The organism is Microbacterium testaceum (assembly GCF_020781835.1).
In the GTDB taxonomy this organism is placed as follows: Bacteria; Actinomycetota; Actinomycetes; order Actinomycetales; family Microbacteriaceae; genus Microbacterium; species Microbacterium testaceum_H.
Genome location: NZ_JAJGNJ010000003.1, coordinates 102,966 through 126,219 on the forward strand (window position 1 = coordinate 102,966; position 23,254 = coordinate 126,219).

Sequence of the window (23,254 nt, forward strand, 5' to 3'; positions counted from 1 at the left end):
CCGGGCGGATAGCCTGGGCGCATGGCCGACCTTCGTCTCGTCGAACTCTCCGCCTCCACGATCGTGGCGGTGAACACGCTGTCGCTGAAGCCCGGGCAGGAACAGTTCCTCGCTCCGGTGAGCTACGGGATCGCCGCCACGGTGATGAACCCCCAGACGTCGTGGCAGCGGGTCGTGCTCGACGGCGACGAGGTCGTCGGCTTCGTGAGCGCGAACTTCGACCCGGAGGCGCACGAGGAGCACTTCCGGTCGGTGCTGTGGCGCATCAACGTCGACGCCGACGAGCAGGGCCGCGGTGTCGGCCGTTTCGCCCTGCGCGCACTCCTCGACGAGGCGCGGTCGCGCGGCATGGACCACGTCGATGTCATCTACGAGCCCGGTGTCGGCGGGCCCGAGGCGTTCTTCCTGCGCGCCGGGTTCGAGCCCGTCGGCGAGACCGAGTACGGCGAGGTCATCGCCCGCGTCCGCGTCTGAGCGCACGGCGCCTCCGCGCCACGCCTCACCGCTTCGCGACCGCGCCGTTCACGCCCGGTCAGCGCCGAACACGCCCTCCACGCACCGGATGCCGGTCAGCGCCGGGCATGCCCTCCCCGTACCGGATGCCGGTCAGCGGAGGTCGCGACGGAGGTAGGTCCACGCACCGGCGCCCGTCGCGGCTGCGACCCACACCGCGGCGAGAGCCGTCGCGGGTGCGGGCGCGGGACCCAGGGCGGACTCGATGCCCACGGGCGCCAGGTCGTGGCCCGCCGCCCGAAGGAGGACCGGCAGCGGCAGCCACGCGGCGACCGAGGGCCAGAGCGGGGCCGCGAGGAACGCCGCGCTCAGCGACAGCGGGGCGGCGAACAACGACGGCAGATGCGCTTGCACGATCAGTCCGACGCTCATACCCCAGAGCGCGGCGACGGCGCCGACGACGAGGGAGGCGACGACCCCGCCGGCGTCCAGACCGATGACGCCGAAGGTCGGAGAGAGCGCGAGGCGTCCGCCGAGCACCGCCGCAGCCGCCACGATCGCACCCCCGAGCGCCGTGAACGGCAGACGCCCGGCGAGGGTCCAGGGTCGCGGCAGCAACGTCGCACGCTGGGCCACGACACCCGCCCGCCGGTCGGTCGTGTAGCGGAACGAACCGTAGATCGCCGCCAGGACGGCCGAATACACCCCGATCGCGGTCGAGATCGGCGCCGCGGCTGACGCCTTGACGTCATCGGGGGCGCCGGCGAGGTCGGCGGGCACGTTGGCGGCGATCGAGGCCGACAGCACGAGCGCCGCCGCGCACACACCCACCAGTACCAGGTCGCCGGCCGCGCTGCGCGCCTGCGCCGCCAGCGCCCGCCGCAACGGGACCGCGAACGACGTCGCCGCCGTCATACGAAACGCCGTCTTCCGATGACCCCGGCGAGAACCGTGAGGACGAGCGTCCATCCCACGGCGACCGCCAGGCCGACGCCCGGAGAGAGCAGGTCCGGGTGGTTCTGCGGCGAGGCGAGTGCGGCCAACGACAACCCGGGGAGGAATCGGGCGACGTCGGGCGCGGTGCCCAGGAAGGCCAGCTCGAACGCGATGGGGCCCGCCAGCACGATCGCGGCCGCGACGTAGTAGTTGCCGACGATCCACCCGATCGACGCGCCCATCACCGCCCCCAGCGCAGCCCCGGGGACGACACCGGCCACGGTGCGCACGACCGCCGCCGTCGGCGCGAAGGCCAGGCCGTTCACCCCCAGCACGACCGCCACGACCGCGAACCACGCCGTCGCGACCCCGAGCGCGAGAACCAGTCCCACGGCGACCGCCGCGATCGCCTTTCCGATGAAGGCGCGGGGGAACCCGAGCAGCACGATCGTGCGTTCCATCGACCCGTAGTAGAACTCGCGCGTCACGCCGAACGCTCCCGCGAAGGCGGCCACGACGAAGGACCACGCCAGCGGTGCGAAGGTGAGCGACGCCGCCGTCCCGGCATCCAGCGACGTCATCCGTCCGAGGGTGTCGTCGCCGGTGAGCACGATGACGGGGATGAACGCCGCGAGGAGCAGCACAGCGAGGGTGTTCCTGCCGCTGCGCGCGCGCAGCATCTCGGCCCAGGCGGCGCGGATCATACGCCGCGCCCCTCGACGAGGTCGAAGTAGCGCCCCTCGAGGGAGTCGCCGTCCCCGTGGACGAGGTCGCCCAGTGCACCGGAGTAGAGGACCCTTTGCTGCAGGATCACGACCTCGTCGACCGTGTGCTCCAGTTCGGGAAGCTGATGACTCGAGACCAGGACAGTTCCACCGGCGTCGGCGAACGCGCGGAGATACCGGCGGAGCCAGCGGATGCCATCGGGATCGAGGCCGTTCGAGGGCTCGTCGAGCACGAGCGTCCGTGGCGCGCCGATGAGCGCGGTCGCGAGCCCCAGCCGCTGCACCATGCCCGTCGAGAAGGACTTCACGCGGCGACGGGCGTCGCCGGCGAGCCCGACCTCGTCCAGCACCTCGTCGACCCGGCGGCGGGGAGCGCCGACGGCGAGCCGTACGATCTCGAGGTGCCGACGGGCCGTGATGCCCACCTCGAAGCCGAAGCCGTCCATGTGCACGCCGATGTGAGCCGACGGCTGGGTCAGCCGCGCGAACGGGACTCCGTCGACGAGGGCCTCTCCGCGGGTCGGTGCCGCGAGGCCGACGATCGTGCGCAGCGTCGTGGATTTTCCGGCCCCGTTCGGCCCGAGCAGTCCGACGATGCTGCCGCGCCGGACAGCGAACGAGACGTCGTCGACCGCGGTGCGGGAACCGTAGGTCTTGGTGAGGTGGCGCACCTCGAGGGCGTGATCGTTCATCGGGCCTCTTTCGTCTGGGGCATCGGGGGAATCAGGAACGGGAAGAGCACAGCGGCCGGTTGTGCGATGTGCGACGTCCAAACGGCGTCGAGCAGGGACCGGGTGCCCACACGCACCGCCGCCCGGCCGGATGAGGGGAGAGCCGTCCCGTCGGGGACCTCGGCGGTGCCCACGGCCACGGCGTCCACCTCGATGCCCGCCACCTCGACCGGCGCAAACGCCGACAACGGGACGCCGCGCCGGCGGGGGGACTCGGCACGGACCACCCCGGTGGCGAGGTGGGCGTCGGCGAGGATGCCGTTGGTGGTGAGCTCGACCGGGACGCCGTCGGCGAGGGACACGTCCCCCGAAGACCCGTCCGGCACAGCGAGGACGACGCGGTCGCCCGTCGTGGTGAAGCCGAGCGTGCGCACGTCGTCGACGGGGAGGACGGCGGCGACGGCCAGGACGGCGGCGACGGCGACACCGCTGATCACCAGGAACCTCGCCCGGCTGCGGCCACGCGCCCAGCCACGGGCGACCCAGCGCGCCACCACCGCTCCCACGGCGACGAGGACCGCGGCCTCGAGCGCGAGCACGACGAAGGCGCCCACCGGCCCCGTCCCGTCGAGCGCGCGCACCGCCCGTTCGACGGCGAACCAGACCAGGGCGGCGGGAACGACAGCGCTCAGGACGCCGAAGGGCACGCTCCACCACCGGTCGAAGGCGCGCGGCGACCTCTGCCCGCCGAAGACCAGCCTCCGCACACCGTCCGCGGCATCCGCCATCGTGCGTGCGCGCAGGTTCGGCTCGTCCAGTGCGCTCATCAGGGCGATGTACCCGTCGAAGCGGACGAAGGGCACGAGGTTCACGCCGACGACCGTGCCGCAGGCGCACGCCAGGACGAGGAGGGTCCGCCGCAGATCGACGTCGGCCGCGACGAGCGCGGCCAGCGCCGCCGTACCGGCGAGCACGGCGTGCACGGCCGGGCCGGCGAGCGCGACGGCGGCGCGGGCGGCACGCGAGGGCAGACGCCACGCATCGGTCACATCGACGAAGAACGCCGGCCCGAGGTACAACAGCATGACGCCGGCCCGGCGCGGGCGCGCGCCTCCGTGCACGAGCGTGACACCGTGGGCGGCCTCGTGCGCGAACGTGGCGACAACGAGCACCGCGGTGACGATGAGGACGTCACGCCACGGCAGCGGCGACGACAGGGCCGCAAGCGCGGCGTCGGCCTGTACGGCCAGCGCGACGGCGCCGGCCACGACGAACGCTGCCGCGGACCACAGGAGCCCGCGCCGCAGGAACGGCCGGAGCACGCGATGGAGACTGTCGAAGATCTGAGGCGCCCGGAGCGTCGCGAACTGGACCGTCAGCGGCGGCCGGTACGTCACGCGCCCCGTGATGCGGCGCTCGGAGCCCCGCAGCAGCCCGGCTCGACGAAACCTCTCGACCAGATCGGCGAAGGCGTCCGGCGTCTGGTCGGGGGCGAATCGGCGGCGCAGCTCGTCGAGACCCGTGACGCCGTCCATCGCCCGGAGGGTCGCCGCAACCGCCCCCGATGCCCGGGAGACGGGGACCCCTTCGACGCTGACGAGCCAGTACGCACCATCGGCCGACGGCTCGATGCGCACGGACTCGGACAACCGCGGAGGTTCGGCCTCACCGGGGGCGAGCAACTCACGTGTCATGGTCTGCTCCGTCGTCGACCCGGACGCTCAGCAGCACCATGCCTTCGCCCGGGGCGACGCCGTTGGTCCGCACCGGGAGGACCTCGGGCGCGAGGAACCCGGCATCCCGCAGCTCCGACGCCACCGCCGCCGCGTCGAGGAGCTGCAAGCTTGTGGTCAGCACGGGCACCGCCCCCGGCGCGGGAGGGAGCGGGAGCGGCATCCAGTTGACGATCCGGCGCGAACCGTCCGCCTCGACCTGCTGGGACTGCAGGTACACCGTCGAGCCGACCGAGATCTCGCGGTCGGTCGCGGCCCGGAGCGCCCGCTGCGCGGCGGCTCCCGCGACCGACAGCAGGAACGTCCCGGCGGGGGCGAGGTGTCGGCGCACCACGGCGTACAGTCGGCGGCGGTCTGCCGGGCCGAGAAGGGTGATCGAGGTGGCCGCGAGCACGATGAGGTCGAATCGCCGCCCGAGGTCGGCCTCGCACATGTCGGCCACGACGAGCTCGCACGACGCGGTGGCCGGAAGAGCCGCTCGCAGCCGTGCGAGCATGTCGGGTGAGAAGTCGAGCGCCGTGACGCTCTTGCCCGCGCGCAGGAGCGGGAGCGTGATCCGGCCGCTTCCGGCCGCGAGATCGAGCACGGCCGCACCGTGACGCCGCGCCACGTGGAGCACCTCGCGGATCTCCGATCGATCGGGGCCGACGAGGTCGTCGTAGAACCGTGCGCCGTCGCCGGCGTAGATATCGCCGGGTTCGGCGACGCACCCGGCCTCGGCCAGGCGACGGCGAACAGAGTCGGTCAGCGGAGCGGTCATGTGTCCTCGTTCGGGGTCGGGGGGACCGTCGAGGGGGTACGCGTGGCGTCTCCCCCTCGACGGCGCTCAGGTGGCGATGGCGACGGTCGCCGCGGCGATGGCGATGATGTACGTCGCGTGCTCCCACCACTCCATCGGCGCGTCGAGCGCGTCGAGTTCTTCGAAGCGCAGAGCGAGTTCGTTCTGCATGTGTCACCTCCTCGGGTGCGGGAAGAGCGGGATGCCGACGGTCGGGGCATCCGCAGCGGCGCTCACGTGGCGGACAGGGCGAGGAACCCGAGGGCCACTCCGTAGCTGAAGCCGCGGAACCAGTCCCATCCGTCGTCGGGCGCGTCCATCGAGTCGAGCTCGACGAACTCCAGCGCGGAAGTCATATGCATGTCACCTCCTCGAGGGGTCGGTGGTCGGAGGGCTCGGCGGGCTCGGCGACTCAGGTGGCGATCGCGATGCCGATGCCGACCACGGCCAGGCCGCTCAGGACGCCCTGGTAGAAGCTCTCCCAGCTCGGGGTCTCGAGCGCGTCGAGCTCCTCGAACTGCAGCGGCGCCGCAAGGACGGGAGTCGTCATGATTCATCACCTCCCCTCGCCTCGAGCGTGTTCGCCAGCGGGCGGGGCCGGGACTCGCGGAGGGCACCGGGCGGGTTCGGGTCCCACCACGCCCCTTCCAGCACGTCGCGGACGTCCAGGGCGGTGAGGCCCTTCAGCGCCGGCCCCCGCCCGCCCCACCACCGCTCCGCCCGGACGGCCATCGACGTCAGGGCGTCCGCGTCGGGTCGCGGTGCGAGCGGCAGCCCCCAGCGCGCGACGAGGGCCTCGATGCCGGCCGCCGGAGCGAGAGGGAGCCGCGCGTCACGGACCACCTCGCGCCAGAACGCCTCCAACGGCCCGGACGACCCCCAGCGGGTGTCGCCGTCCTCGATGCGCTGCCACACGCGGGAGACGACGGAGGCCGTCGCCCGCATCTTCGTCGTTCGGGCGACGAAGGACACCTCGTTGGCGAGGTACCAGTGGCGGGGGCTGAAAGGCGCGCGGCCGCGCAGTGCGGCGCTGCGCTGCGTGGCCGCGCTCCAGCGAGCGACGCGCAACCGTGACGCGGGCGGCAGCCCGCTGTCACCGAGCGCGAGGAGGGCGCGCGCGATCGCGACCGCGTGGGCGTTCGCGCGCGGATGGGCGCGCGCGGCGGTGCAGGCTCCCGCAAGGCGCAGGATCGCCTCGAGGCACCCGGCTCGCACGTCGCGCGCGGACAGCGACGCATAGTGGACCGCGTCGAGCACGGCATGACGCGGACGCACCGCCTCACCGACGATGAGCCGATGCCCGTGGACGGTGCGGACGACCGCGACCGCGTTCGACTCCGCCGACGTCCCCACGGTCGTGGGCACCGCGACGACGTCGATCGCCGCACGCTCGGGCGCGGGGAGCGGGACGACCGCGACGCGCTCGGCCCGTTCGAGCGCCCACGCCAGTGTCGCGGGGGCCGCGACGCCGATCGCGGCGACCGCGGCGGCGTCGAGCACCGTTCCCCCACCGACGGCCACCACCGCTTGCACCCGCTTCCGCCGCCAGCGCGAGGCGAGGGCCGCGACGGTCGCGGCATCCGCGGTTCGGGGATCCAACGACACGAGGTCCACGGGCCGGCCCAGACCATCGGCCAGCGACGCCAGCCGGGCGTCGACCACGACCGCCGTCCGGCGTCCCGCCGTGGCTTCGGCGCACGCGGCCCGGGTGATGGACGAACCGGCGACCAGCGTGGACCGTCGACGCGGCGCGACCACCGTCATGAGGGATCCTCCGCCGGCCGTGCCAGACCGGCGCGGATCGCGGTGTCGAGCTCCGCGAGGTCGGCGGCGTCGTACCCGTACGCGGGGATGAGCTGGATGCCATCCACCCCCGGGTGCACGATCGCCCCGGCGTCGGCGATGGCGGCGACGGCATCCGGAACACGGGCGGCGGCGAGTCGCGCACCCGCGGCGTCGGTCAGGGCCACGGCCAGGAACGCTCCGCGCCCGCGCACCTCGACGGCGAGCCCGTCGCGGACGAGAGCGTCGGCGAGCGCCCGCACCCCGGCGCTCACGCGCGCTGCGGCGGCCAGAACGTCGGTGCGGCGGATCTCCTCCGTCACCGCCCGGATGGCCGCCGCTACCGCGGGGGTGCCCGCCTGCGTCTCGCCGTGCACGAACGTCGCCCCACGATCGGAGAACACCGACACGACGCGAGGCCCCACGAGGATGGCCGCGGCACCCAGGGCACCGTTGGTCAGGGCCTTGGACAGCACGAGCAGGTCGGGGCGACGGGACCATCCCCCCGAGGCGAACAGCGGTCCGGTGCGTGCGAAGCCCGTCGCGACCTCGTCGGCGACGAGGAGGAACCCGTGCTCGTCGCGCAGATCGAGCACCGTGTCGATGACCTCCGGCGCGACGGGGTGACCGCCGCTGCCCAGCACCGGTTCGACGACCACCGCGGCGATGCGCGCACCCTCGCGGCGCGCCAGGGCCTCGAACTCGCCGGGGTCGGTCGCGTCGACGTGCCGCACGGCGCGACGGTCCAGCGCGTACACGCCCTGGGCGAGGGCATCGCCGCTGAGCGCGTGGCTGCCGTACATCGTGCCGTGATAGCTGCCGCGCAGACCCACGACCAGGGCGCGGGCCGGCTCGCCGCGTTCGATCTGGTACTGGCGCGCGAGCTTCATGACGGCGTCGTTGGCCGCGCCGCCCGAGGTGGAGAAGATCACGCGGCGGTAGGCGTCGGGTCCGGCCAGGTCCAGCAGGGCCGCCGCCGCTTCCTGAGCCGGACGATGCACGGCGCGGAAGAGGGTGAGGTACGACGCGTCGCGCAACGCCTTCGCGACCGCCTCGGCCACGCCGGGATGACCGTAGCCCAGCGGCACGTTCCACAGCCCGCTCGTCGCGCACAGACGCTCGGCCCCGTCGGCGAACCGGACGCGGTGGCCCCGCGCCTCGACCGCGACCCGGTCGGGAGCGAACGGCGTGTCCACGGGCGACAGCGCCGGCCAGACGGGATTCACGCCCCTCCCCCGACGCGCACGTCGACGGCGGCCGTCCCGGGCGCTCGCGCGTCGAGCGGGTGCGTCGGCACCCCGGGCCGCACGCCGAGGCGCTCTCGCGCCTCGGCACAGAGCCGGCGGGCATGCGCGGCGGAGAGGACGAGTGCCCGCGCGACGCGCTCCTCGGCCCGTGACGGATCGGGCGAGGTCTGCAGGGCCGCCACGACCGTGACGGTCGCCTCGGGAAGGAGCTGGCGGCGGCGGGTACGCAGGTCGGCGAGCACCACGCCCCCGGACGTCGCCACGAGGAAGGGGTCGTCGGGATGCGCCATCGCGTCGCCCGGGGCTTCCGGGAGGGCGGACCATCCGAAGCCGTCGATGCGTCCGGAGCCGGACTCGAGGCCGAGGATGCCGGCCAGTTCCGCCGCCCCCACGTACCGCCCGAGCCACGGCCGTGCCGCGAGATCGTGGACCACGCCGTCCGGCTCGGCGATCCCCGCGAACGCCGTCCAGTTCGGACGGGGCGTCACCAGCAGGTCGGCGGCGTCGTCGACCGTCCCGAGCACCGTGCCCTGGGCTCCGGCGGTGACGCGCCCATCGGCGTGCACGTGCAGGGAACGCGGCGCCGCCCGGTCGAACGGTGCCCGGAACACGTCCGCGTCCGCGAGGCGCAGGCGGGCGTCGGTCAGCGGCGCGGCGAAGACACCCGACCCGCGCGCGAGGTCGGCGTCGTCGAGGAACGCCCGCCATCCGTCGGCGTCGAGGAAACGCATCGCAGTGGGGCCGACCAGCTCGACGTAGGCGGCCGAGGCGTAGTGCTGCAGCTCGACCGCGTGCCCCGCGACGTGGAGGACGTCACCGACGTCGTCGAACACGCCGTCGTACCGGACGACTCGCGCAGCGGACTCGACCGGCGCACCCGTGGGCGCGAGCACGACATCGTCGGTATCGAGCGCCGCCGCCAGGCCGTCCGGCGCCCCCGCGGCGCAGAACACCGCCCGCCGGAACGACACGTGTCGTCCCGTGATCCACTCGACCACGATGCGCGCATCCCGCGCGTCGACTGCCCCTCGGGTCACCGGACACATCCCCCTCGCCGCTCCTCCGCGCACTTCCGGAGCGCGGAGACCCTCCGCAGGGCGGGGGGCCGAGAGTGAATGTATACATGTCCTCGCGCGCGGGCGAGGGTCGGGGAGGCCGAATCACCCGGTCTGGTCGCAGCGATCACCAGCGCTCGTCGCCGGAGTCACGTCCAGACGGAGAGGAGGAGGGATGCCACGGCCTCGGGGCCGGCATCCCTCCTCCCTCGCTCAGACGAGCGACTCCCGCCACGAGGCGTGCAACTGCGCGAACTTCCCCGTGCCGGCGATGAGCGCTTCGGGGGTGTCGTCCTCGATGATGCGGCCGTGCTCCATCACGAGCACGCGGTCGGCGATCGCCACCGTGGAGAGCCGGTGCGCGATGATGATCGCCGTCCGGTCGGCCAGCAGCGTCTGCAGGGCGTCCTGGATGAGCCGCTCGCTGGGGATGTCCAGCGACGCGGTGGCCTCGTCGAGGATCAGCACCGCGGGGTCGGCGAGGAACGCGCGCGCGAACGAGATCAACTGCCGCTGACCCGCCGACACGCGGCCGCCCCGCTTGTTGACATCGGTGTCGTAGCCGTCGGGGAGCTTCTCGATGAACCCCTCGGCACCCACGGCCCGCGCCGCAGCCCGGATCTCGTCCATCGTCGCGTCGGGTTTGCCGAGGGCGATGTTGTCGGCCACCGTTCCGCTGAACAGGTACGCCTCCTGCGTCACCATGACGATCGCCCGGCGCAGGTCCTTGGGGTGCAGACGACGCAGATCGACGTCGTCGAGGGTGACGGAGCCCTTCGTCGGGTCGTAGAACCGCGACACGAGTTTCGCGAGCGTGGACTTGCCGGCGCCGGTGGTGCCGACGAGCGCGATGGTCTGTCCCGCGGGGATGTCGAGCGAGAAGTGCGGCAGGATGACGCGGTCCTCGGAGTAGCCGAAGGTCACCTCGTCGAACCGCACGTGACCGCGCGCGGTCCACAGGTCGACGGGGTCGGTGGGATCGGGCACCGTCGGCTCCTCCTCCAGCACGCCCGACACCTTCTCGAGCGCCGCCGTGGCGGACTGGAACGAATTGAGGAAGAACGCGACCTCCTGCAGCGGCGCGAAGAAGTTCCGCACGTAGAGGACGGCCGCCGCCAGCACGCCGATCTCGAGCGCGCCGCCGATCACCCGCCCGCCGCCCCACAGCAGGACGAGGGCGACCGAGACGGACGCCACCGCCATGAGGCCCGGCTCGAAGGTGCCGAACAGGCGGATCGAGCGCATGTTCACGTCGCGATACTGGCCCGCGAGGTCGCCGAACTCCTCGTCGTTGCGCGGCTCTTTGCGGAACGCCTTCACGGCGCGGATGCCGGTCATGGTCTCGACGAACTTCACGATGACCTGTGCGCTGATCACCCGGGACTCGCGGTAGATCACCTGCGACCGGCCGTAGAACCACCGCATCAGGAGGTACAGCGGGATCCCCATGACGGTCAGCACCAGGCCCGACTGCCAGTCGATGAGGAACAGCGCCCCGAGGGTGAAGAGTCCGTACAGAACGCCCGACACGAGCTCGTTGAGGCCGCCGTCGAGCAGTTCCCGGATCGTGTCGAGGTCGCTGGTCTGTCGCGAGATGATGCGCCCCGACGTGTACGACTCGTGGAACTCCAGGCTCAGGCGCTGCGTGTGCAGGAAGATGCGCTTGCGCAGGTCCAGCATGACCGCCTGGGTGAGTCGCGCGGCGACGACGACGTACCACCCGATCAGCACCGCACCGCCGATGCCCGCCGTGAGATAGATCGCGACGACGAGGATCGTCGGCATCCAATCGTTGTTCTGGATCACCGCGGGCAGGGCCGTGTCGATGCCGATGGCGATCAGCGCGGGGCCGGCCACGCGCAGCGCCGTCGAGACCACGAGCACCGCGGCGGCCAGCACAAGCTGCCCGCGCAGCGGCGACACGAGCGAGCCGAGAAGCCGCAGAGAGCGCTGGCGGATCGCGCGGCTCTCCTCGCGCGTGTAGTCCGAGCGATCCTCGCCGCTGGTCCCGGTGACGGTGGTGGTGCTCATCGGGTCGCCTCCTTCGTGGACGAGGGTTCGTCGGCGGATGCCGCGGTGTCGGTGCCGGTGCGGATCACGGGGATCGCGCCCGTCTGCGCCTCGCGCTCGGCCTCGGCCTCCTCGAGGCTCGAGATGACGTGACGGTAGGCCTCGCTCTCCCGCAGCAGGTCGGAGTGGGTGCCGACGGCCGTGATGCGGCCGTCCTGCAGCAGCGCGACCCGATCGGCGAGCGTCACCGTCGAGGGACGGTGGGCGACCACGAGCGCGGTGGTCTCGCTGAGCACCTCGCGCAGCGCATCCTCGACGAGCGCCTCGGTGTCGACGTCGAGGGCCGACAGCGGGTCGTCGAGGACGAGCACGGCGGGGCGCGCCGCGACCGCCCGGGCGAGCGCCAGGCGCTGGCGCTGTCCGCCGGACAGGCTCAGGCCCTCTTCGCCGATGACCGTGTCTAGGCCGTCGGGCAGATCATGGACGAAGTGCGCCTGCGCGACCTCGAGGGCCTCGCGGAGAACGGCGTCGGCTTCGGGCGATCCCGGTGGGAGGTCCTCCCGACCGAGGAGCACGTTCTCGCGCACGGTCTGCGAGAACAGCGTGGCGTCTTCGAACGCCATCCCGACGTGCCGCCGCAGCTCGGCGAGCCGGAGCTCGCGGACGTCCACGCCGTCCAGCAGCACGCGACCGCCGGTGACGTCGTACAGCCGACCGGGGAGGGTCGTGAGGGTCGTCTTGCCCGACCCGGTCAGGCCCACCAGCGCCATCGTCTCCCCCGGGCGCAGACGCAGGTCGACGCCGTCGAGAAGGTCCGGCTCGGTGTCCGCGGCGTCCTGATAGCGGAAGTGCACGTCCTCGAGCACCAGTTCGCCGCGGGGCTCGGTGATCGTGCGCGGCTCGGCCGGGTCGACGATCGCGTTCTGCTCGTCGAAGACCTCGAAGATGCGGTCCGTCGCGGTGCGCGCGTCGAGCAGGAAGGAGAAGAGGAAGCCGATGGACTCCATCGGCCAGCGCAGCACGGTCGCCATGGCGAAGAACGCCACGAGCTCGGCGACCTGGATCTCTCCGAGCTGGGTCAGGACGATGCCCGCGCCCAGGCACACGGCGAAGGCGATATCCGGCAGGAGCACCAGCCAGAACCAGACCCAGCCGATCGCCCGTGCCTTGCCGAGTTCGGTCTCGCGCAACGACTCGGCCTGCCGCGTGAACTTCTGCAGCGCGTGCTTCCCGCGCCCGAAGGCCTTGAGGACCCGGATGCCGTGGACGCTCTCCTCCACCGAGGTCGCCAGGTCGCCCGCCTGGTCCTGGCTCTGTCGCGCGAGCGCGCCGTAGCGCTTCTCGAACCGGTAGCCGGCGTACCACACCGGTGCCGAGGCGATCAGGAACAGCGTTCCCAACAGCCAGTGCCAGCGGAAGAGCAGCACCGCGCCGATCATGATCGTCAGCACGTTGACGACGAGCAGGATCAGGCCGAACGCCAGCCAGCGGCGCAGCATGCTGATGTCCTGCATCATGCGCGAGAGGAGTTGCCCGGACTGCCAGCGATCGTGGAACGCCACCGGCAGGCGCTGCAGCCGCGAGTAGAACGACTGCCGCAGGTCGTATTCGACCTTGGTCGCCGGGGCGAGGACGAACCACCGGCGCAGCCACACCATGCCGGCCTCGGCCAGACCGAGTCCGAGGACCAGCAGCGCGCCCCACGCGAGCTGACCGGGGTCGCCCGAGCCGATGGGACCGGCGACCAGCTGCTCGAGCACGAGCGGGATCGCAAGGGCGAGGACACTGGCGCCCAGCGCGCTGACGGCACCGAGGGCGAGCCGTGGCAGCACGGGCCGCGCGATGGGCAGAAGCCGCGCGAGAGAACGAAGCGTCGACAGGTGAGGGCGGTTTTCTGCGGTGGTCATGATCCTCGTGGGGTCGAAGCGACGCGCCGGTGTGTGGCGCGGGAAAGGGATGCCAGAGTGCGGCGGGGGTCCGCCGGGACGTGCGACGCGGAAGCGGCGGAGCGCTACGGGCGACGGGCGGGGCGGGGCGCGACGGAGAAAGAGGCACCCACGACGGTGGCGTCGATCTGGTCCATGGCATCCTCCTCGGTCGGTACGCAGCCGCCGGGGGGCGCGGCAGCTTTTCAGAATATGCCTGGGAGTTGGCTGAGGGCAAGACTCGAAATCGTGAGCAGGGATGCCTCGAACCCGTGGAATCTACGCCCCGGGCCGTCGGTCGTCGCCGTGCTCGAGCGCTCACCCGACTTTCGCACGGCAACGTGCGAGCTCTGGCTCCCCGTCGAGCGGGTCTGAGGACTGCCCGGTCAGGCCGCGGCTTCGCGCGCGAGCAGACGGCGCTTGATGTCGACGCCCCAGGCGAAGCCGCCCATCGTGCCGTCGCCGCGGAGCACGCGGTGGCACGGCACGAACAGCGCGGGCGCATTGCGCGCACAGATGGATGCCGCCGCCCGGACGGCTGTGGGCGATCCCAGGGCCGTCGCGAAGCCGGTGTAGGTGAGCGGCTCGCCGGCGCGGATGGCGCGCAGCGCCGCCCACCCGCGCTGCTGCAGCGGGGTGCCGAACTGCACGACCTCGACGTCGTCGATCGCGCCGAGGTCGCCGTTGTAGTACGCCGCGACGGCCGCGGCGGCCCGCGTCTCGCCCGTGACGATCTCGGCGGGGCGGTTCCTCGGGTGCAAGCGCGCCAGCACGGCATCCGCGTCGTCCGTCCACCCCGCGACGATCACGCGGTCGCCGTCGTCGGCGAGGATGGCGAACGGCCCGTCGGGGGTGTCGAGGAACTGGAGGGTCGCGGTGCTCACGGCGCGGGCTCGCTTTCGGTCGAGGGTGTCGGGGTGCGCCATGCCTGGGTCACGGGGGCGGCGTACCAGTAGTGGGCCATCGCATAGCTGCGCCACGGCGCCAGCCGCTCGGACCATGCCGTGAACGCGGCCGGGTCGAAGGGCAGTCCGAGCGAAGCGGCTCCGGCGCGCGCGGCGACATCACCGGGAAGGAGAACATCGGGGTCGCCGGTCACCCGCATGCGGACGTAGTCGGCGGTCCAGGGCCCGATCCCCCGCATCGCGAGGAGTCGCGCGCGTTGCTCCGCGCCGTCGTCGCCCGGCCCGAGCGGCAGAGAGCCGTCGGCGAGGGCCGCTGCCGCCTCCACGATCGCGCGCCGCCGCGCCGCGGGCCCGCGGAGCACGTCGAATCCCCGCTCGGCGATGACCGCCGGGTCGGGGAACAGTGTCATGGCGGTGCCGCCGATCTCGGTGCGCTCACCGAGTTCGGCCGACAGCCGCCCCTGCAGCGTGCGCGCAGACGCAACGCTGATCTGCTGGCCGATCATGGCTCGCAGCAGCATCTCGGCGGCATCCATCGTCCCGGGTACGCGCACGCCGGGGATCGCGGCGACAGCGGGAACGAGTTCGGGATGCCGCGCCAGCGCCTCGTCGATCGCGAGCGGGTCGGCGTCGAGGTCGAACAGACGACGGACGCGTGCGATGAGGGTGCCGAGGTCGGCGAGCGCCGTGAGTCGTGCCCGGAGGCGCAGGCGGGAGTCGGCGTCGCGTCGCACTTCGAACCACGTCGGGCCTCCCGGCATCCGGACCACGCGCGCGAAGGATGCGTCGCCGCCGACCTCGACCCCGGGCACCGCGTGCGCCCGCATCCAGCCGAAGAGGCCGACCGTATCGATGGGTCCGCGTGCGGGGAGGGCCAGGTCGATCTCGCCGGCGGGGATCTCTCCCGCCGCGCGCGAACGGCGCGCGCGGAGAGCGGTCGGCGACATGCCGAAGACCTCGCCGATCGTGTCGGTGAACTGCCGGACGCTCGAGAACCCCGCCGAGAACGCGACGTCGGCGGACGACAGATCGGTGCCGACGAGGAGGGCGCGGGCGGTGTGGGCGCGCTGCGCCCGAGCCAGGGCGAGCGGGCCGGCACCGAGTTCTGCGGTGAGAAGTCGACCGAGGTGCCGCGACGAGTAGCCGAGACGACGTGCGAGCCCGGGGACGCCCTCGCGGTCGACGACCCCGTCCGCGATGAGGCGCATCGCGCGGGCGGCGACATCACCGCGGACGTCCCAGGCCGGCGAGCCGGGCGCGGCCTCGGGAAGGCAGCGCTTGCACGCGCGGTACCCCGCCTCGTGCGCTGCGGCCGACGTCGCGTAGAACGTCACGTTCGCCTCTTTCGGCGTGCGCGCGGGACAGCTCGGCCGGCAGTAGATGCCGGTGGAACGGACGGCAGTGACGAACTGCCCGTCGAAGCGCCGGTCGCGCGACTGGATCACCCGGTAGCGCTCGTCGAAGCCCCGGGCTCCTGTCGCGGTGATCGTCATGGCATCCACCCTGCCACCGACCGCCGACACGGTCCGGCGGAAATCGGACATGAGGATGCCCGACGCGCGGGGTGCGGCCCCGGCGCCGCGCCCCCGGGCGCCGCGCCCCGCCGAGTGTCCAAGACACGCCGCATCGGGCCCGGCGTATACGGCGTGTCCTGGACACTCGACAGTGTGGGCGGGTGCCGCGGAGCACGGGCAGGGGCTGCGACTCAGGCGGTCGCCGAAGTTTCGCGCAGGATCACCGCGCCGCCCCAGACCACCAGGGCCAGCACCAGCACGACGAAGCCGAGGAACACCGGCACGAGCGGGAGCGCGAGGAGTGCGACACCGACCGCGAGGGGCGGCAGCGTCATCCCGGCGAAGGCGAGGAGGAACACTCCGGAGGTGATCTCGCCGCGGGTGCGCGGGTCCGCGAGCGCCCCGGCGGTCGCGAGGGCGCCGCGGAAGAGGAGCCCGACGCCCGCGCCGGCGACGATCCCGCCGACGACGAACAGGATGCCGGAGGTCAGGAGGTCGGCGGCGGCCAGGCCGACGAGTCCGGTGATCATGGCGGCGAGCCCCAGCCGCAGCTGCGTGCGGGTCGTACGGGACGCGAAGACCACCTGAGCCACCGCAGCCGCGCCGAAGACCGAGAACGACACGGCCCCGGCGACGAGATGATCCGTGACGCCCAGCCGCCCGGCGAGGAAGGTCGGAGCGACCGAGCCGAACAGACCCGTCACCGCGAAGGCGGCGAACGCCGCGGTCCCCGCCGCCCAGTAGGCGCGCCGTCCGTCCGCGGGGATGCGCACGCGCTGGGGGTGGTAGCGGAAGGAGCGGTCGACCTCGACGGTTTCGGGGACGAAGACGTAGGCGAGGCCGAGGGCGAGGAACCCGACGAGGAAGACGACGTACGGGAGGACGAGCGGCGCGGGGGTGAACTCGGCGAAGAGGCCGCCGATCAGGGGTCCGAGGGCGAGACCGCCCATGTTCGCCACCCCCGCGACGGTCGCCGCGAACCCCGGGGATGCCGGGTGCGACACGCGCCGCAGATCGGCCAGGTGGGCGGTGGCCGAGGCCGTCAGGAGGCCGATGCCGAGCCCCGCGACGAGACGGGCGGCGATGACGCTCCCGACATCGGCGCGCAGCACGAACACCACGGCCGCGGCGATCTCGAGCACGGTGGCCGCGAGGATGAGCGGGCGGCGGCCCAGCCGGTCGCTGAGGTGGCCGGCGAGGTACAGCGACGCCATGACGCCGATCGAGTACGCGGCGAACATGACCGTGATGAGGAACGTGGGGAAGCCGTCCCGCTCCTGGTACAGCGCGTAGAGCGGGGTCGGCACCGTGTTGAAGGCCATGAGCGCGAGGAACGTGGCGGCCGTGACCCAGAACCCGGTCCGGTGCGAGAGGCGCGCGGAGGTCGCCGGAGCGGCCACCGGAAGGGTGATCGAGGAAGTCATGACGTCAGGATGCCGCGTGCAGAGCATCGAGGGAAACGAACGTTTTCGATTGCATCAATCGTTCACGTCTATGATCACGTCATGGAGACCCGACTGCTGGAGTACTTCGTGGCCGTGGCCGACGAGCGCAACGTCACGGCCGCGGCGGGCCGCCTGTTCGCCGCGCAGTCCACCGTGTCCGCGGGCCTGGCGAGCCTCGAGCGCGAGCTGGGCGTGCGCCTGTTCGAGCGCTCGACGAAGGCGGTGCGGCCGACCGCGGAAGGAGAGGCGCTGCTCGCCCACGCCCGCGCGGTGCTGGCCGGCGTCGAAACGCTCCGCGGCGTGGCATCCGAGTCCGGGACCGGCGTTCGCGGGCTGGTGCGGATCGGGACCTTCGCGGGGTTGCGGGTCATCGACCTCCCCGAGATCCTCGGCCGTCTGCGCCGTTCGCACCCGCTCGTCGACGTCCGGGTCACCGTCTCGGCCTTGGGCTCGCGCGGGCTGTTCGACGACCTCGATCGCGACCGCCTGGATCTCGCGCTGACGGCGCTCCCTCCGGCATCCGGTGCCGTGTCCCGCCCCCTCGGCTCGTTCCCGTACGTCGCGGTGCTGCCCGAGGCGCACCCCCTCGCCCGCGTCGACGGACCGATCGCCCTGGCGGAGCTCTCCCGCGACGACTGGATCGATGTGCTGCCCGGCTTCGGCAATCGCGTGCAGCTCGACGGCGAGCTCGAGCGGCGCGGCGTGACCCGGCACATCGTGGCCGAGGTCGGCGAGCTCGCCACCGTGCCCGAGTACGTCGCCGCCGGGCTCGGCGTCGCCGTGATCCCCGACGTGGTGCCGAAGGCCGGATGCCGCGTGCGCGCCGTCGCCGACGACCTTCCGCCGTGGACCGTCTCGCTGACGGTGGGCCCGTCGGCCGCGCATCGCCGGCACGTGCAGGCGGTCGTCGAGGCGATCCACGCCCCGCGCTGAGGCGTCCCCCGCCGGGTTCGGGGCGTCGTTCCGGGCCCGGCGCCCCCGGCTGCCGGGCACCCGGATGCCACCGCGGCGCCGACCCGTGCGAGGTCGACGCCGCGGTCCGGCAGCGGCCGGGAACTCAGCGCTCGGCGACCGCGAAGCCGCCGGGCGGGAGCACCACCGCGGTCTCGCCGTCGTACGCGGTCGTGCGCAGCAGCGCGCCGTGGGCGTCATAGACCCGGACCGTCCCGCCACCCGAGACGGTCGTCCGCTGCGGCGTCGGCGCACTGGAGTGCACGAGCTCGCTGCGGCTGTCGCCGCCCTCGAGGACCAGGCGCGAGACCCACGGCCGCACGATGAGCCCATCGAGCACGAGGTCGCCGCGCTGCGCGGTGACGTTCACCTCGGTCCGGCTCTCGGGAACCGAGCCGGTCAGCGCATGCGGGAGCAGCGCGCCGGACGTCGGCGAGATGCCCTGCACGGGACCGGTGATCTTGAGCACTCCGTTCCCCCGCCAGCGGGAGAGCGACTGCTCCCCCGGCCGCGAGAACACGACGGGCTCGACCCAGCGCCGCGAGTCCGCGGGACCGATGTCCCACGTGGCGCTCTGCCGGGGCTCGAGGGTGAGAGCGTCGCCCGACCAGCTCGACTCCCCCGTCCACGATTCCGGCGTCGACACCGTGCCGTCGGTGGACGTGGCATCCTCGGCCTGCACGAAGGTCAGGCCGACGCGGTCCGTGACGGAGGTGAGCGCCACGGCGCGCGCGGCGATGTCCGGGTGCGCGTCGAGGGCGAGCGCGGTGAGCTGGCCGTGGATGGTCGACTCCGCCCCGCTGTTGCGGTTCACCGTGCCGTCGGGCTGCAGCCCGTCGAACGTCACGCCCGTGGCGGGGTCGTACATCCGCGCGCCGGCGTGGTTGCCGCCGAAGAACCACGCCGCCTGGATGCCCGCCAGGTCGGCGAACGCCGGAGAGCCCGTGGTCTCGGCGAGCGCGACGAGCGACTGCACGCGCGAGTCGGCGCCGTACGCGATCTGCACGCGGTCGGTGGGGCTCGGGAACCAGCCGTTGTCCGGTCCACCCGCGGTCAGCAGCGTCGTCGTGAATCCCGTCGCATCCGCGATCGCGGGTTCGGCGAGCGAGGGAGCATCGAGCACGTCGGCGGCCACGGCGAGCGCCGCGGGCATCTGCGAACCCCACGCGTGCCACATGGCGGGCGACTGCGCCCACGGCAGCACGGCTCCGTACGGCCACTCGCGGGAGGTCCCGGATGCCATGGCCGCCACGCCCTCGGCGAGCTGACGCGCCGCGGTGGCCGAGGAGTCGTCACCGGCCCGCACGGCGGCTGCGAGTCCGAGGACCGCCTCGGCCGAGGCATCCGCCCCGTCCACGATGAGCCACGCGGGGACCTTCTTGCCGTCCGCCTCGACGTACTGGCCGTACTTGCTGAGGACGTCGCGCTCGATCGCGCCGCGGGAGAGCGCCAGGCGCGCCTTCAGGAAGGCGGCGAAGTCGGGGTCCTCCTCGGCGAACGCCGCATACCCCTCGCCGAGCGCCCACACCGTGCGCGCGAGCCAGTAGCTCGGGCCGGAGTCCGACGGGTCGGGCAGCTCGACCGGCTCGGCCGACGGGTTCAGTTCGCCGTCCGGCTGCATCCACAGCACGACGTTCCCGGCATCCGGGCCCTCCGTCGTCTGGTGGTAGGCGACCGTGCGCAGCAGTTCGTAGGCCTTGTGTCGACTGTCAGCATCGCCGGTCTGCTGCCAGTGCCGCAGGTAGACCACGGCGGCCCGCGTGGTGTCGTCGGCGTTGTAGGCGCCCTGACTCCAGTCGCCCGTCGCGGGGTCGAGGCTGCCGCCCCCGATGCGCTCGAAGGTGCCGCCGTCGCGGGCGTCGGCGTAGGTCCACGGCGCGAGGAGCGTCGGTTCCTCGGCGAGGCGGTACGTCGTGTGCCCGGCGACGCCCGGAGGCGGAGCCGGTGAGCCGAGCAAGAAGTCGAGGTGGTCGAGGTTCGGCAGCGGCGCGGCCGCCGCCGACGCAGCCGGGGCGGTGGCGGGCGCCAGTGCCGACGCCGGCGCGGCGCTCAGCGGCACCGCCAGGGCGACCGCGCCCGCGAGGGCCAGGCCGCGCGCACTCCATCGTGCGTTCATGGGGGGGGGATCCTTTCGATGGGGGTGGGACACAACTCCTGCAGAACCGCCCGTGACTCGCCCGGGGGCGGTGGTGACGGCGATTCCGCAGGAGTTGTGCGGGGCGCCGTCCGCGAGCTGCGGCCGACGCGCGACTCACTCAGTCGGTGCGCTCGAGCAGGGCGACGCCGATCTTCGAGTCCGCCATGCCGTAGAACACGAAGTGGCGGCCGTCGATCTCTTCGATCGCGGTGGGGAAGACGACGTTCGGCACGATGCCGCTGCGTTCGTCGTCGGTCTCGGGGGCCAACAGCGGCTCGGGCGTCCGCGTGATCACGCGGCTGGGGTCGTCGGCATCCAGGATCAGAGCGCCCGCGGCGTAGTTCACCTTCTGCTGCTGCGAGAACGCGCTGTCGATGACGCCCGTCACGCCGTGGTGCAGCACCAGCCACCCCTCGGGGATGCGCAGCGGCGGCGGCCCTCCGCCGATCTTCACCGCCTCGAAGGGGAACTCCGGCCCCGCGACGAAGCGGTGCTGCTCCCACAGGGTCAGGTTCGCGAGGTCCTCCCGGACGGATGCCACGGGCACGTAGCTGATCCAGATCGACTGCCGCTCGTCCTCGATGCCCGCCGGCACACGCACGCCCTGTCCGGGCTTGGTCTCGCCGAGGTCCCACATGGGGCGGTGGAGGACGGCGAACGCCTCGGTGCCGTCGGGGGCGGTGACCGGCTCGGGGAAGAAGACCGTGTCCTTGTTGTGGAACAGGTTCAGGTCCATGTCCAGGTCCTCCTGGTAGCGGAACAGCACCGGACCGAGACGCCGCCACTCGCGCAGATCCTCCGACACCGCCACGGCCGTGCGCGGACCGAGCGGTCCGTAGGCGACGTACGTCATGACGTGCAGGCCGAGGGCCTCGACCCATGTCGTGCGCGGGTCCTCGGTGCCGGCGTTGTCGGCACCGCGCTCCCACCCGCGGTCGGGCTGGAGCACCACGCCCTCGCGTTCGACGGCGACGGGCACACCGTCCTCGACGACGACGCGGGCGAGGCCGACGCGCGAGACGTTGCCCTCGGCCACCAGGCGCGGCAGCAGGTACAGCTCGCCGTCCGGGCCGCGGCCCGAGGCCGGGTTGAGCACGCCCTCCGCTTCGTCGATGTTGCCGGGCTCGGGGGTCATCACCACACCCACACGTGTGAGGCGGTAAGGGACGGGGGAATCGGGGGTCATTGTCATCCTTTCACTCCGGATCCGAGGTCGTTCGAGGTGAAGTAGCGCTGGAAGATCAGGAACAGCGCCACCGCGGGAGCGGCGAGCACGACGGCGCCGGCCATCATGGCGCCGAAGGGGTTGGCGGTGGATGCCGCGATGGTGGAGATGAAGTTCGCGAGCGAGACCGCGAGGGGCTGCATCGCGGCGTCCTTCGTGATGAGGAACGGCCAGAGGAACTCGTTCCACGGGCCGATGAACGTCAGCAGCACCGCGGTCAGCAGCGCGGGGCGCACCAGCGGCAGCGCGACGTTCCAGAGGAGGCGGAACTCCCCCGCGCCGTCGATGCGCGCCGCGTCGAACAACTCCCGAGGCAGCTGCAGGAAGTACTGCCGGAAGATCACCACCGCGGTGGAGTTGATGAAGAACGGCAGGATCATCCCGAGGTAGCTGTCGGAGAGCCCGTAGTCGCGGGCGATCATGACGTACAGCGGGATCATCAGCAGCTGGAACGGGATCACCTGCACCAGCAGCACGAGCGCGAAGGTCGCCGACCGCCCGCGCCACTTCAGCACCGCCAGCGCGTACCCGGCGAGCACCCCGAACACGATCGTCCCGAGGATCACTCCCCCGGTGAAGATCCCGGAGTTCACCAGGCCGCGCAGCATGTTGATGCGCCCGTCGATCGCCGTGTAGTTCTCGAGGGTGAGGTTGGACGGGTGCGGGAAGGCGCCCGCGATCGAGGGGTCGGGACTCGTCTGCAGCGACCCGACGACCATGTAGTAGAAGGGGAACAGGAACGCCAGGGCACCCACGGTCAGAACGCCGTACGTCACGAATCGCGTCCTCATGATTCCTCCCTCCCCACGAACCGGCGCTGGAGCGCCGCGATGATCAGCACGAAGATGATCAGCACCACCCCGATGGCGGCGGCCACGTCGGGGTTCTGCTGCTCGATGCCCTTCTGGTAGATCAGCAGCACGGGCGACGTCGACGCCCCGTTGGGGCCGCCGCCGTTGGTGAGCAGGTACGGCTCGGTGAAGAGGTTCGCGCCGGTGATCGTCGCCAGCAGCACCACGAGGAACGTCGCCGGACGCACACCGGGAACGGTCACCGAGAAGAACTGCCGCAGGCGTCCGCCGCCGTCGACGGCGACCGATTCGTACAGCTCGCGCTGCACGTTCTGCAGTGCGGCGAGGTACAGCAGGATGTAGAACCCCAGCCCCTTCCACGTCACGAAGAGTGCGATCGTCGGCATCGCGAGCGCCGAATTGACCAGCCACGACGGGCTCGGGGCGAGGGGCCCCAGGGCGTTGTTGATGAGTCCCGAGTTCGAGAACAGGAACAGCCACACCGCGACCACGGCGACGGATGCCGTGACGTAGGGCACGTAGAACGCGACACGGAAGAACGCGCGGGCGCGCACGACCCGGTCCAGCGCCGTCGCGAGCAGGATCGACAGCACCACCGTCAGCGGGACGTTGATGAGCAGGAAGATCCCGACGTTCCCGAACGACCGCCAGACCGCGGGGTCGGTCAGCGCGGTGACGTAGTTGTCCAGCCCGACGAACGGCCGATCCACCTGCGCGCCGGGGGCCGTGAAGAAGTAGTCGTGGAACGACATCCACACCGCGAAGACGATCGGGTACGCGAAGACGACCGCGATGAAGATCAGGTAGGGCGCGGAGAAGAGGGTGCCGAGCGGCTGTGCGCCGAACGGGCGGCGCCGCTTCTTCCCGGCATCCGTCGTTCCCCCGGCACGACCGGACCGGCCGGGGTCTCCCCCGGTGCGATCGGTCGTGCCGGTGAGATCGACGGTCAT

22 protein-coding genes and 1 pseudogene are annotated in these 23,254 nt (G+C 72.6%); 3 read left to right on the forward strand and 20 right to left on the reverse strand.

The annotated features are described in order from the left end of the window. The first annotated feature begins 21 nt into the window (after positions 1 to 21). Positions 22 to 474, forward strand: coding sequence for a GNAT family N-acetyltransferase (locus LL239_RS05325; protein ID WP_228162420.1), 453 nt, complete (start codon positions 22 to 24; stop codon positions 472 to 474). A 132-nt stretch (positions 475 to 606) separates the two neighbouring features. Here the strand turns inward: LL239_RS05325 and LL239_RS05330 are convergent, their stop codons facing one another. The 13 genes from LL239_RS05330 to LL239_RS05380 all read right to left on the reverse strand — a co-directional run bounded on the left by LL239_RS05330 (position 607) and on the right by LL239_RS05380 (position 13,297). Next, positions 607 to 1,368: a hypothetical protein gene (locus tag LL239_RS05330; protein WP_228162421.1), complete on the reverse strand. Its 762-nt coding sequence runs from the start codon at positions 1,366 to 1,368 to the stop codon at positions 607 to 609. After that, positions 1,365 to 2,093: an ABC transporter permease gene (locus LL239_RS05335; protein ID WP_228162422.1), complete on the reverse strand. Its 729-nt coding sequence runs from the start codon at positions 2,091 to 2,093 to the stop codon at positions 1,365 to 1,367. The genes LL239_RS05330 and LL239_RS05335 overlap by 4 nt, the downstream gene beginning before the upstream one ends. Continuing rightward, positions 2,090 to 2,806, reverse strand: a complete 717-nt coding sequence (locus LL239_RS05340; RefSeq protein WP_228162423.1) for an ATP-binding cassette domain-containing protein — start codon at positions 2,804 to 2,806, stop codon at positions 2,090 to 2,092. Before LL239_RS05340 ends, LL239_RS05335 begins: the two co-directional genes overlap by 4 nt. Further along, positions 2,803 to 4,479 carry a daptide biosynthesis intramembrane metalloprotease gene (mpaP, locus tag LL239_RS05345; protein WP_228162424.1) on the reverse strand — a complete coding sequence of 559 codons (1,677 nt, stop codon included), beginning with the start codon at positions 4,477 to 4,479 and terminating at the stop codon, positions 2,803 to 2,805. The genes LL239_RS05340 and mpaP overlap by 4 nt, the downstream gene beginning before the upstream one ends. Further along, positions 4,469 to 5,278: a daptide-type RiPP biosynthesis methyltransferase gene (mpaM, locus tag LL239_RS05350; RefSeq protein ID WP_228162425.1), complete on the reverse strand. Its 810-nt coding sequence runs from the start codon at positions 5,276 to 5,278 to the stop codon at positions 4,469 to 4,471. The genes mpaP and mpaM overlap by 11 nt, the downstream gene beginning before the upstream one ends. 66 nt (positions 5,279 to 5,344) lie before the next feature. Next, positions 5,345 to 5,467 carry an MpaA3 family daptide-type RiPP gene (gene mpaA3, locus LL239_RS17760; RefSeq protein WP_267188961.1) on the reverse strand — a complete coding sequence of 41 codons (123 nt, stop codon included), beginning with the start codon at positions 5,465 to 5,467 and terminating at the stop codon, positions 5,345 to 5,347. Between the two features lie 62 nt (positions 5,468 to 5,529). Then, positions 5,530 to 5,658, reverse strand: a complete 129-nt coding sequence (gene mpaA2, locus LL239_RS17765) for an MpaA2 family daptide-type RiPP (RefSeq protein ID WP_267188962.1) — start codon at positions 5,656 to 5,658, stop codon at positions 5,530 to 5,532. A gap of 50 nt (positions 5,659 to 5,708) precedes the next feature. Next, positions 5,709 to 5,846 (reverse strand): MpaA1 family daptide-type RiPP, encoded by a 138-nt coding sequence (gene mpaA1 / locus LL239_RS05355; RefSeq protein WP_228162426.1) that lies wholly within the window; start codon positions 5,844 to 5,846, stop codon positions 5,709 to 5,711. Further along, the gene (locus tag LL239_RS05360; RefSeq protein WP_228162427.1) at positions 5,843 to 7,060 is read right to left on the reverse strand and encodes an iron-containing alcohol dehydrogenase; all 1,218 of its coding nucleotides are present in this window, start codon (positions 7,058 to 7,060) and stop codon (positions 5,843 to 5,845) included. The genes mpaA1 and LL239_RS05360 overlap by 4 nt, the downstream gene beginning before the upstream one ends. Further along, positions 7,057 to 8,304 (reverse strand): daptide-type RiPP biosynthesis aminotransferase, encoded by a 1,248-nt coding sequence (mpaD, locus tag LL239_RS05365; protein WP_228162428.1) that lies wholly within the window; start codon positions 8,302 to 8,304, stop codon positions 7,057 to 7,059. The genes LL239_RS05360 and mpaD overlap by 4 nt, the downstream gene beginning before the upstream one ends. Continuing rightward, positions 8,301 to 9,362, reverse strand: a complete 1,062-nt coding sequence (gene mpaB / locus LL239_RS05370; RefSeq protein WP_228162429.1) for a daptide biosynthesis RiPP recognition protein — start codon at positions 9,360 to 9,362, stop codon at positions 8,301 to 8,303. Before mpaB ends, mpaD begins: the two co-directional genes overlap by 4 nt. Before the next feature lie 231 nt (positions 9,363 to 9,593). After that, positions 9,594 to 11,411, reverse strand: a complete 1,818-nt coding sequence (locus LL239_RS05375) for an ABC transporter ATP-binding protein (protein WP_228162430.1) — start codon at positions 11,409 to 11,411, stop codon at positions 9,594 to 9,596. Beyond that, complete coding sequence (locus LL239_RS05380; RefSeq protein ID WP_228162431.1) at positions 11,408 to 13,297, reverse strand: ABC transporter ATP-binding protein; 1,890 nt, start codon at positions 13,295 to 13,297, stop codon at positions 11,408 to 11,410. Before LL239_RS05380 ends, LL239_RS05375 begins: the two co-directional genes overlap by 4 nt. Positions 13,298 to 13,579: 282 nt before the next feature. Here LL239_RS05380 and LL239_RS05385 point away from each other — a divergent pair. Beyond that, positions 13,580 to 13,690, forward strand: a pseudogene (locus tag LL239_RS05385) (AraC family transcriptional regulator); the annotation flags it as partial. Between the two features lie 11 nt (positions 13,691 to 13,701). On the opposite strand, the gene LL239_RS05390 reads toward LL239_RS05385, so the two are convergent. From LL239_RS05390 to LL239_RS05400, 3 genes are all read right to left on the reverse strand, one after another. Beyond that, positions 13,702 to 14,199 (reverse strand): methylated-DNA--[protein]-cysteine S-methyltransferase, encoded by a 498-nt coding sequence (locus LL239_RS05390; RefSeq protein WP_228162432.1) that lies wholly within the window; start codon positions 14,197 to 14,199, stop codon positions 13,702 to 13,704. Further along, positions 14,196 to 15,713, reverse strand: a complete 1,518-nt coding sequence (locus LL239_RS05395; RefSeq protein WP_228162755.1) for a DNA-3-methyladenine glycosylase 2 family protein — start codon at positions 15,711 to 15,713, stop codon at positions 14,196 to 14,198. Before LL239_RS05395 ends, LL239_RS05390 begins: the two co-directional genes overlap by 4 nt. 212 nt (positions 15,714 to 15,925) lie before the next feature. After that, positions 15,926 to 17,158 (reverse strand): MFS transporter, encoded by a 1,233-nt coding sequence (locus tag LL239_RS05400; RefSeq protein ID WP_228162433.1) that lies wholly within the window; start codon positions 17,156 to 17,158, stop codon positions 15,926 to 15,928. A gap of 81 nt (positions 17,159 to 17,239) precedes the next feature. On the opposite strand from LL239_RS05400, the gene LL239_RS05405 reads away from it, so the two are divergent. Further along, the gene (locus LL239_RS05405) at positions 17,240 to 18,112 is read left to right on the forward strand and encodes a LysR family transcriptional regulator (protein ID WP_228162434.1); all 873 of its coding nucleotides are present in this window, start codon (positions 17,240 to 17,242) and stop codon (positions 18,110 to 18,112) included. 124 nt (positions 18,113 to 18,236) lie between these two features. Here the strand turns inward: LL239_RS05405 and LL239_RS05410 are convergent, their stop codons facing one another. From LL239_RS05410 to LL239_RS05425, 4 genes are all read right to left on the reverse strand, one after another. Continuing rightward, on the reverse strand, positions 18,237 to 20,246 hold the full coding sequence (locus tag LL239_RS05410; protein ID WP_228162435.1) for a hypothetical protein: 2,010 nt from the start codon (positions 20,244 to 20,246) through the stop codon (positions 18,237 to 18,239). A gap of 139 nt (positions 20,247 to 20,385) precedes the next feature. Next, positions 20,386 to 21,453 carry a glycoside hydrolase family 130 protein gene (locus tag LL239_RS05415; protein ID WP_228162436.1) on the reverse strand — a complete coding sequence of 356 codons (1,068 nt, stop codon included), beginning with the start codon at positions 21,451 to 21,453 and terminating at the stop codon, positions 20,386 to 20,388. 2 nt (positions 21,454 to 21,455) lie between these two features. Then, positions 21,456 to 22,283: a carbohydrate ABC transporter permease gene (locus LL239_RS05420; RefSeq protein ID WP_228162437.1), complete on the reverse strand. Its 828-nt coding sequence runs from the start codon at positions 22,281 to 22,283 to the stop codon at positions 21,456 to 21,458. Then, on the reverse strand, positions 22,280 to 23,254 hold the full coding sequence (locus LL239_RS05425; protein WP_228162438.1) for a carbohydrate ABC transporter permease: 975 nt from the start codon (positions 23,252 to 23,254) through the stop codon (positions 22,280 to 22,282). Before LL239_RS05425 ends, LL239_RS05420 begins: the two co-directional genes overlap by 4 nt.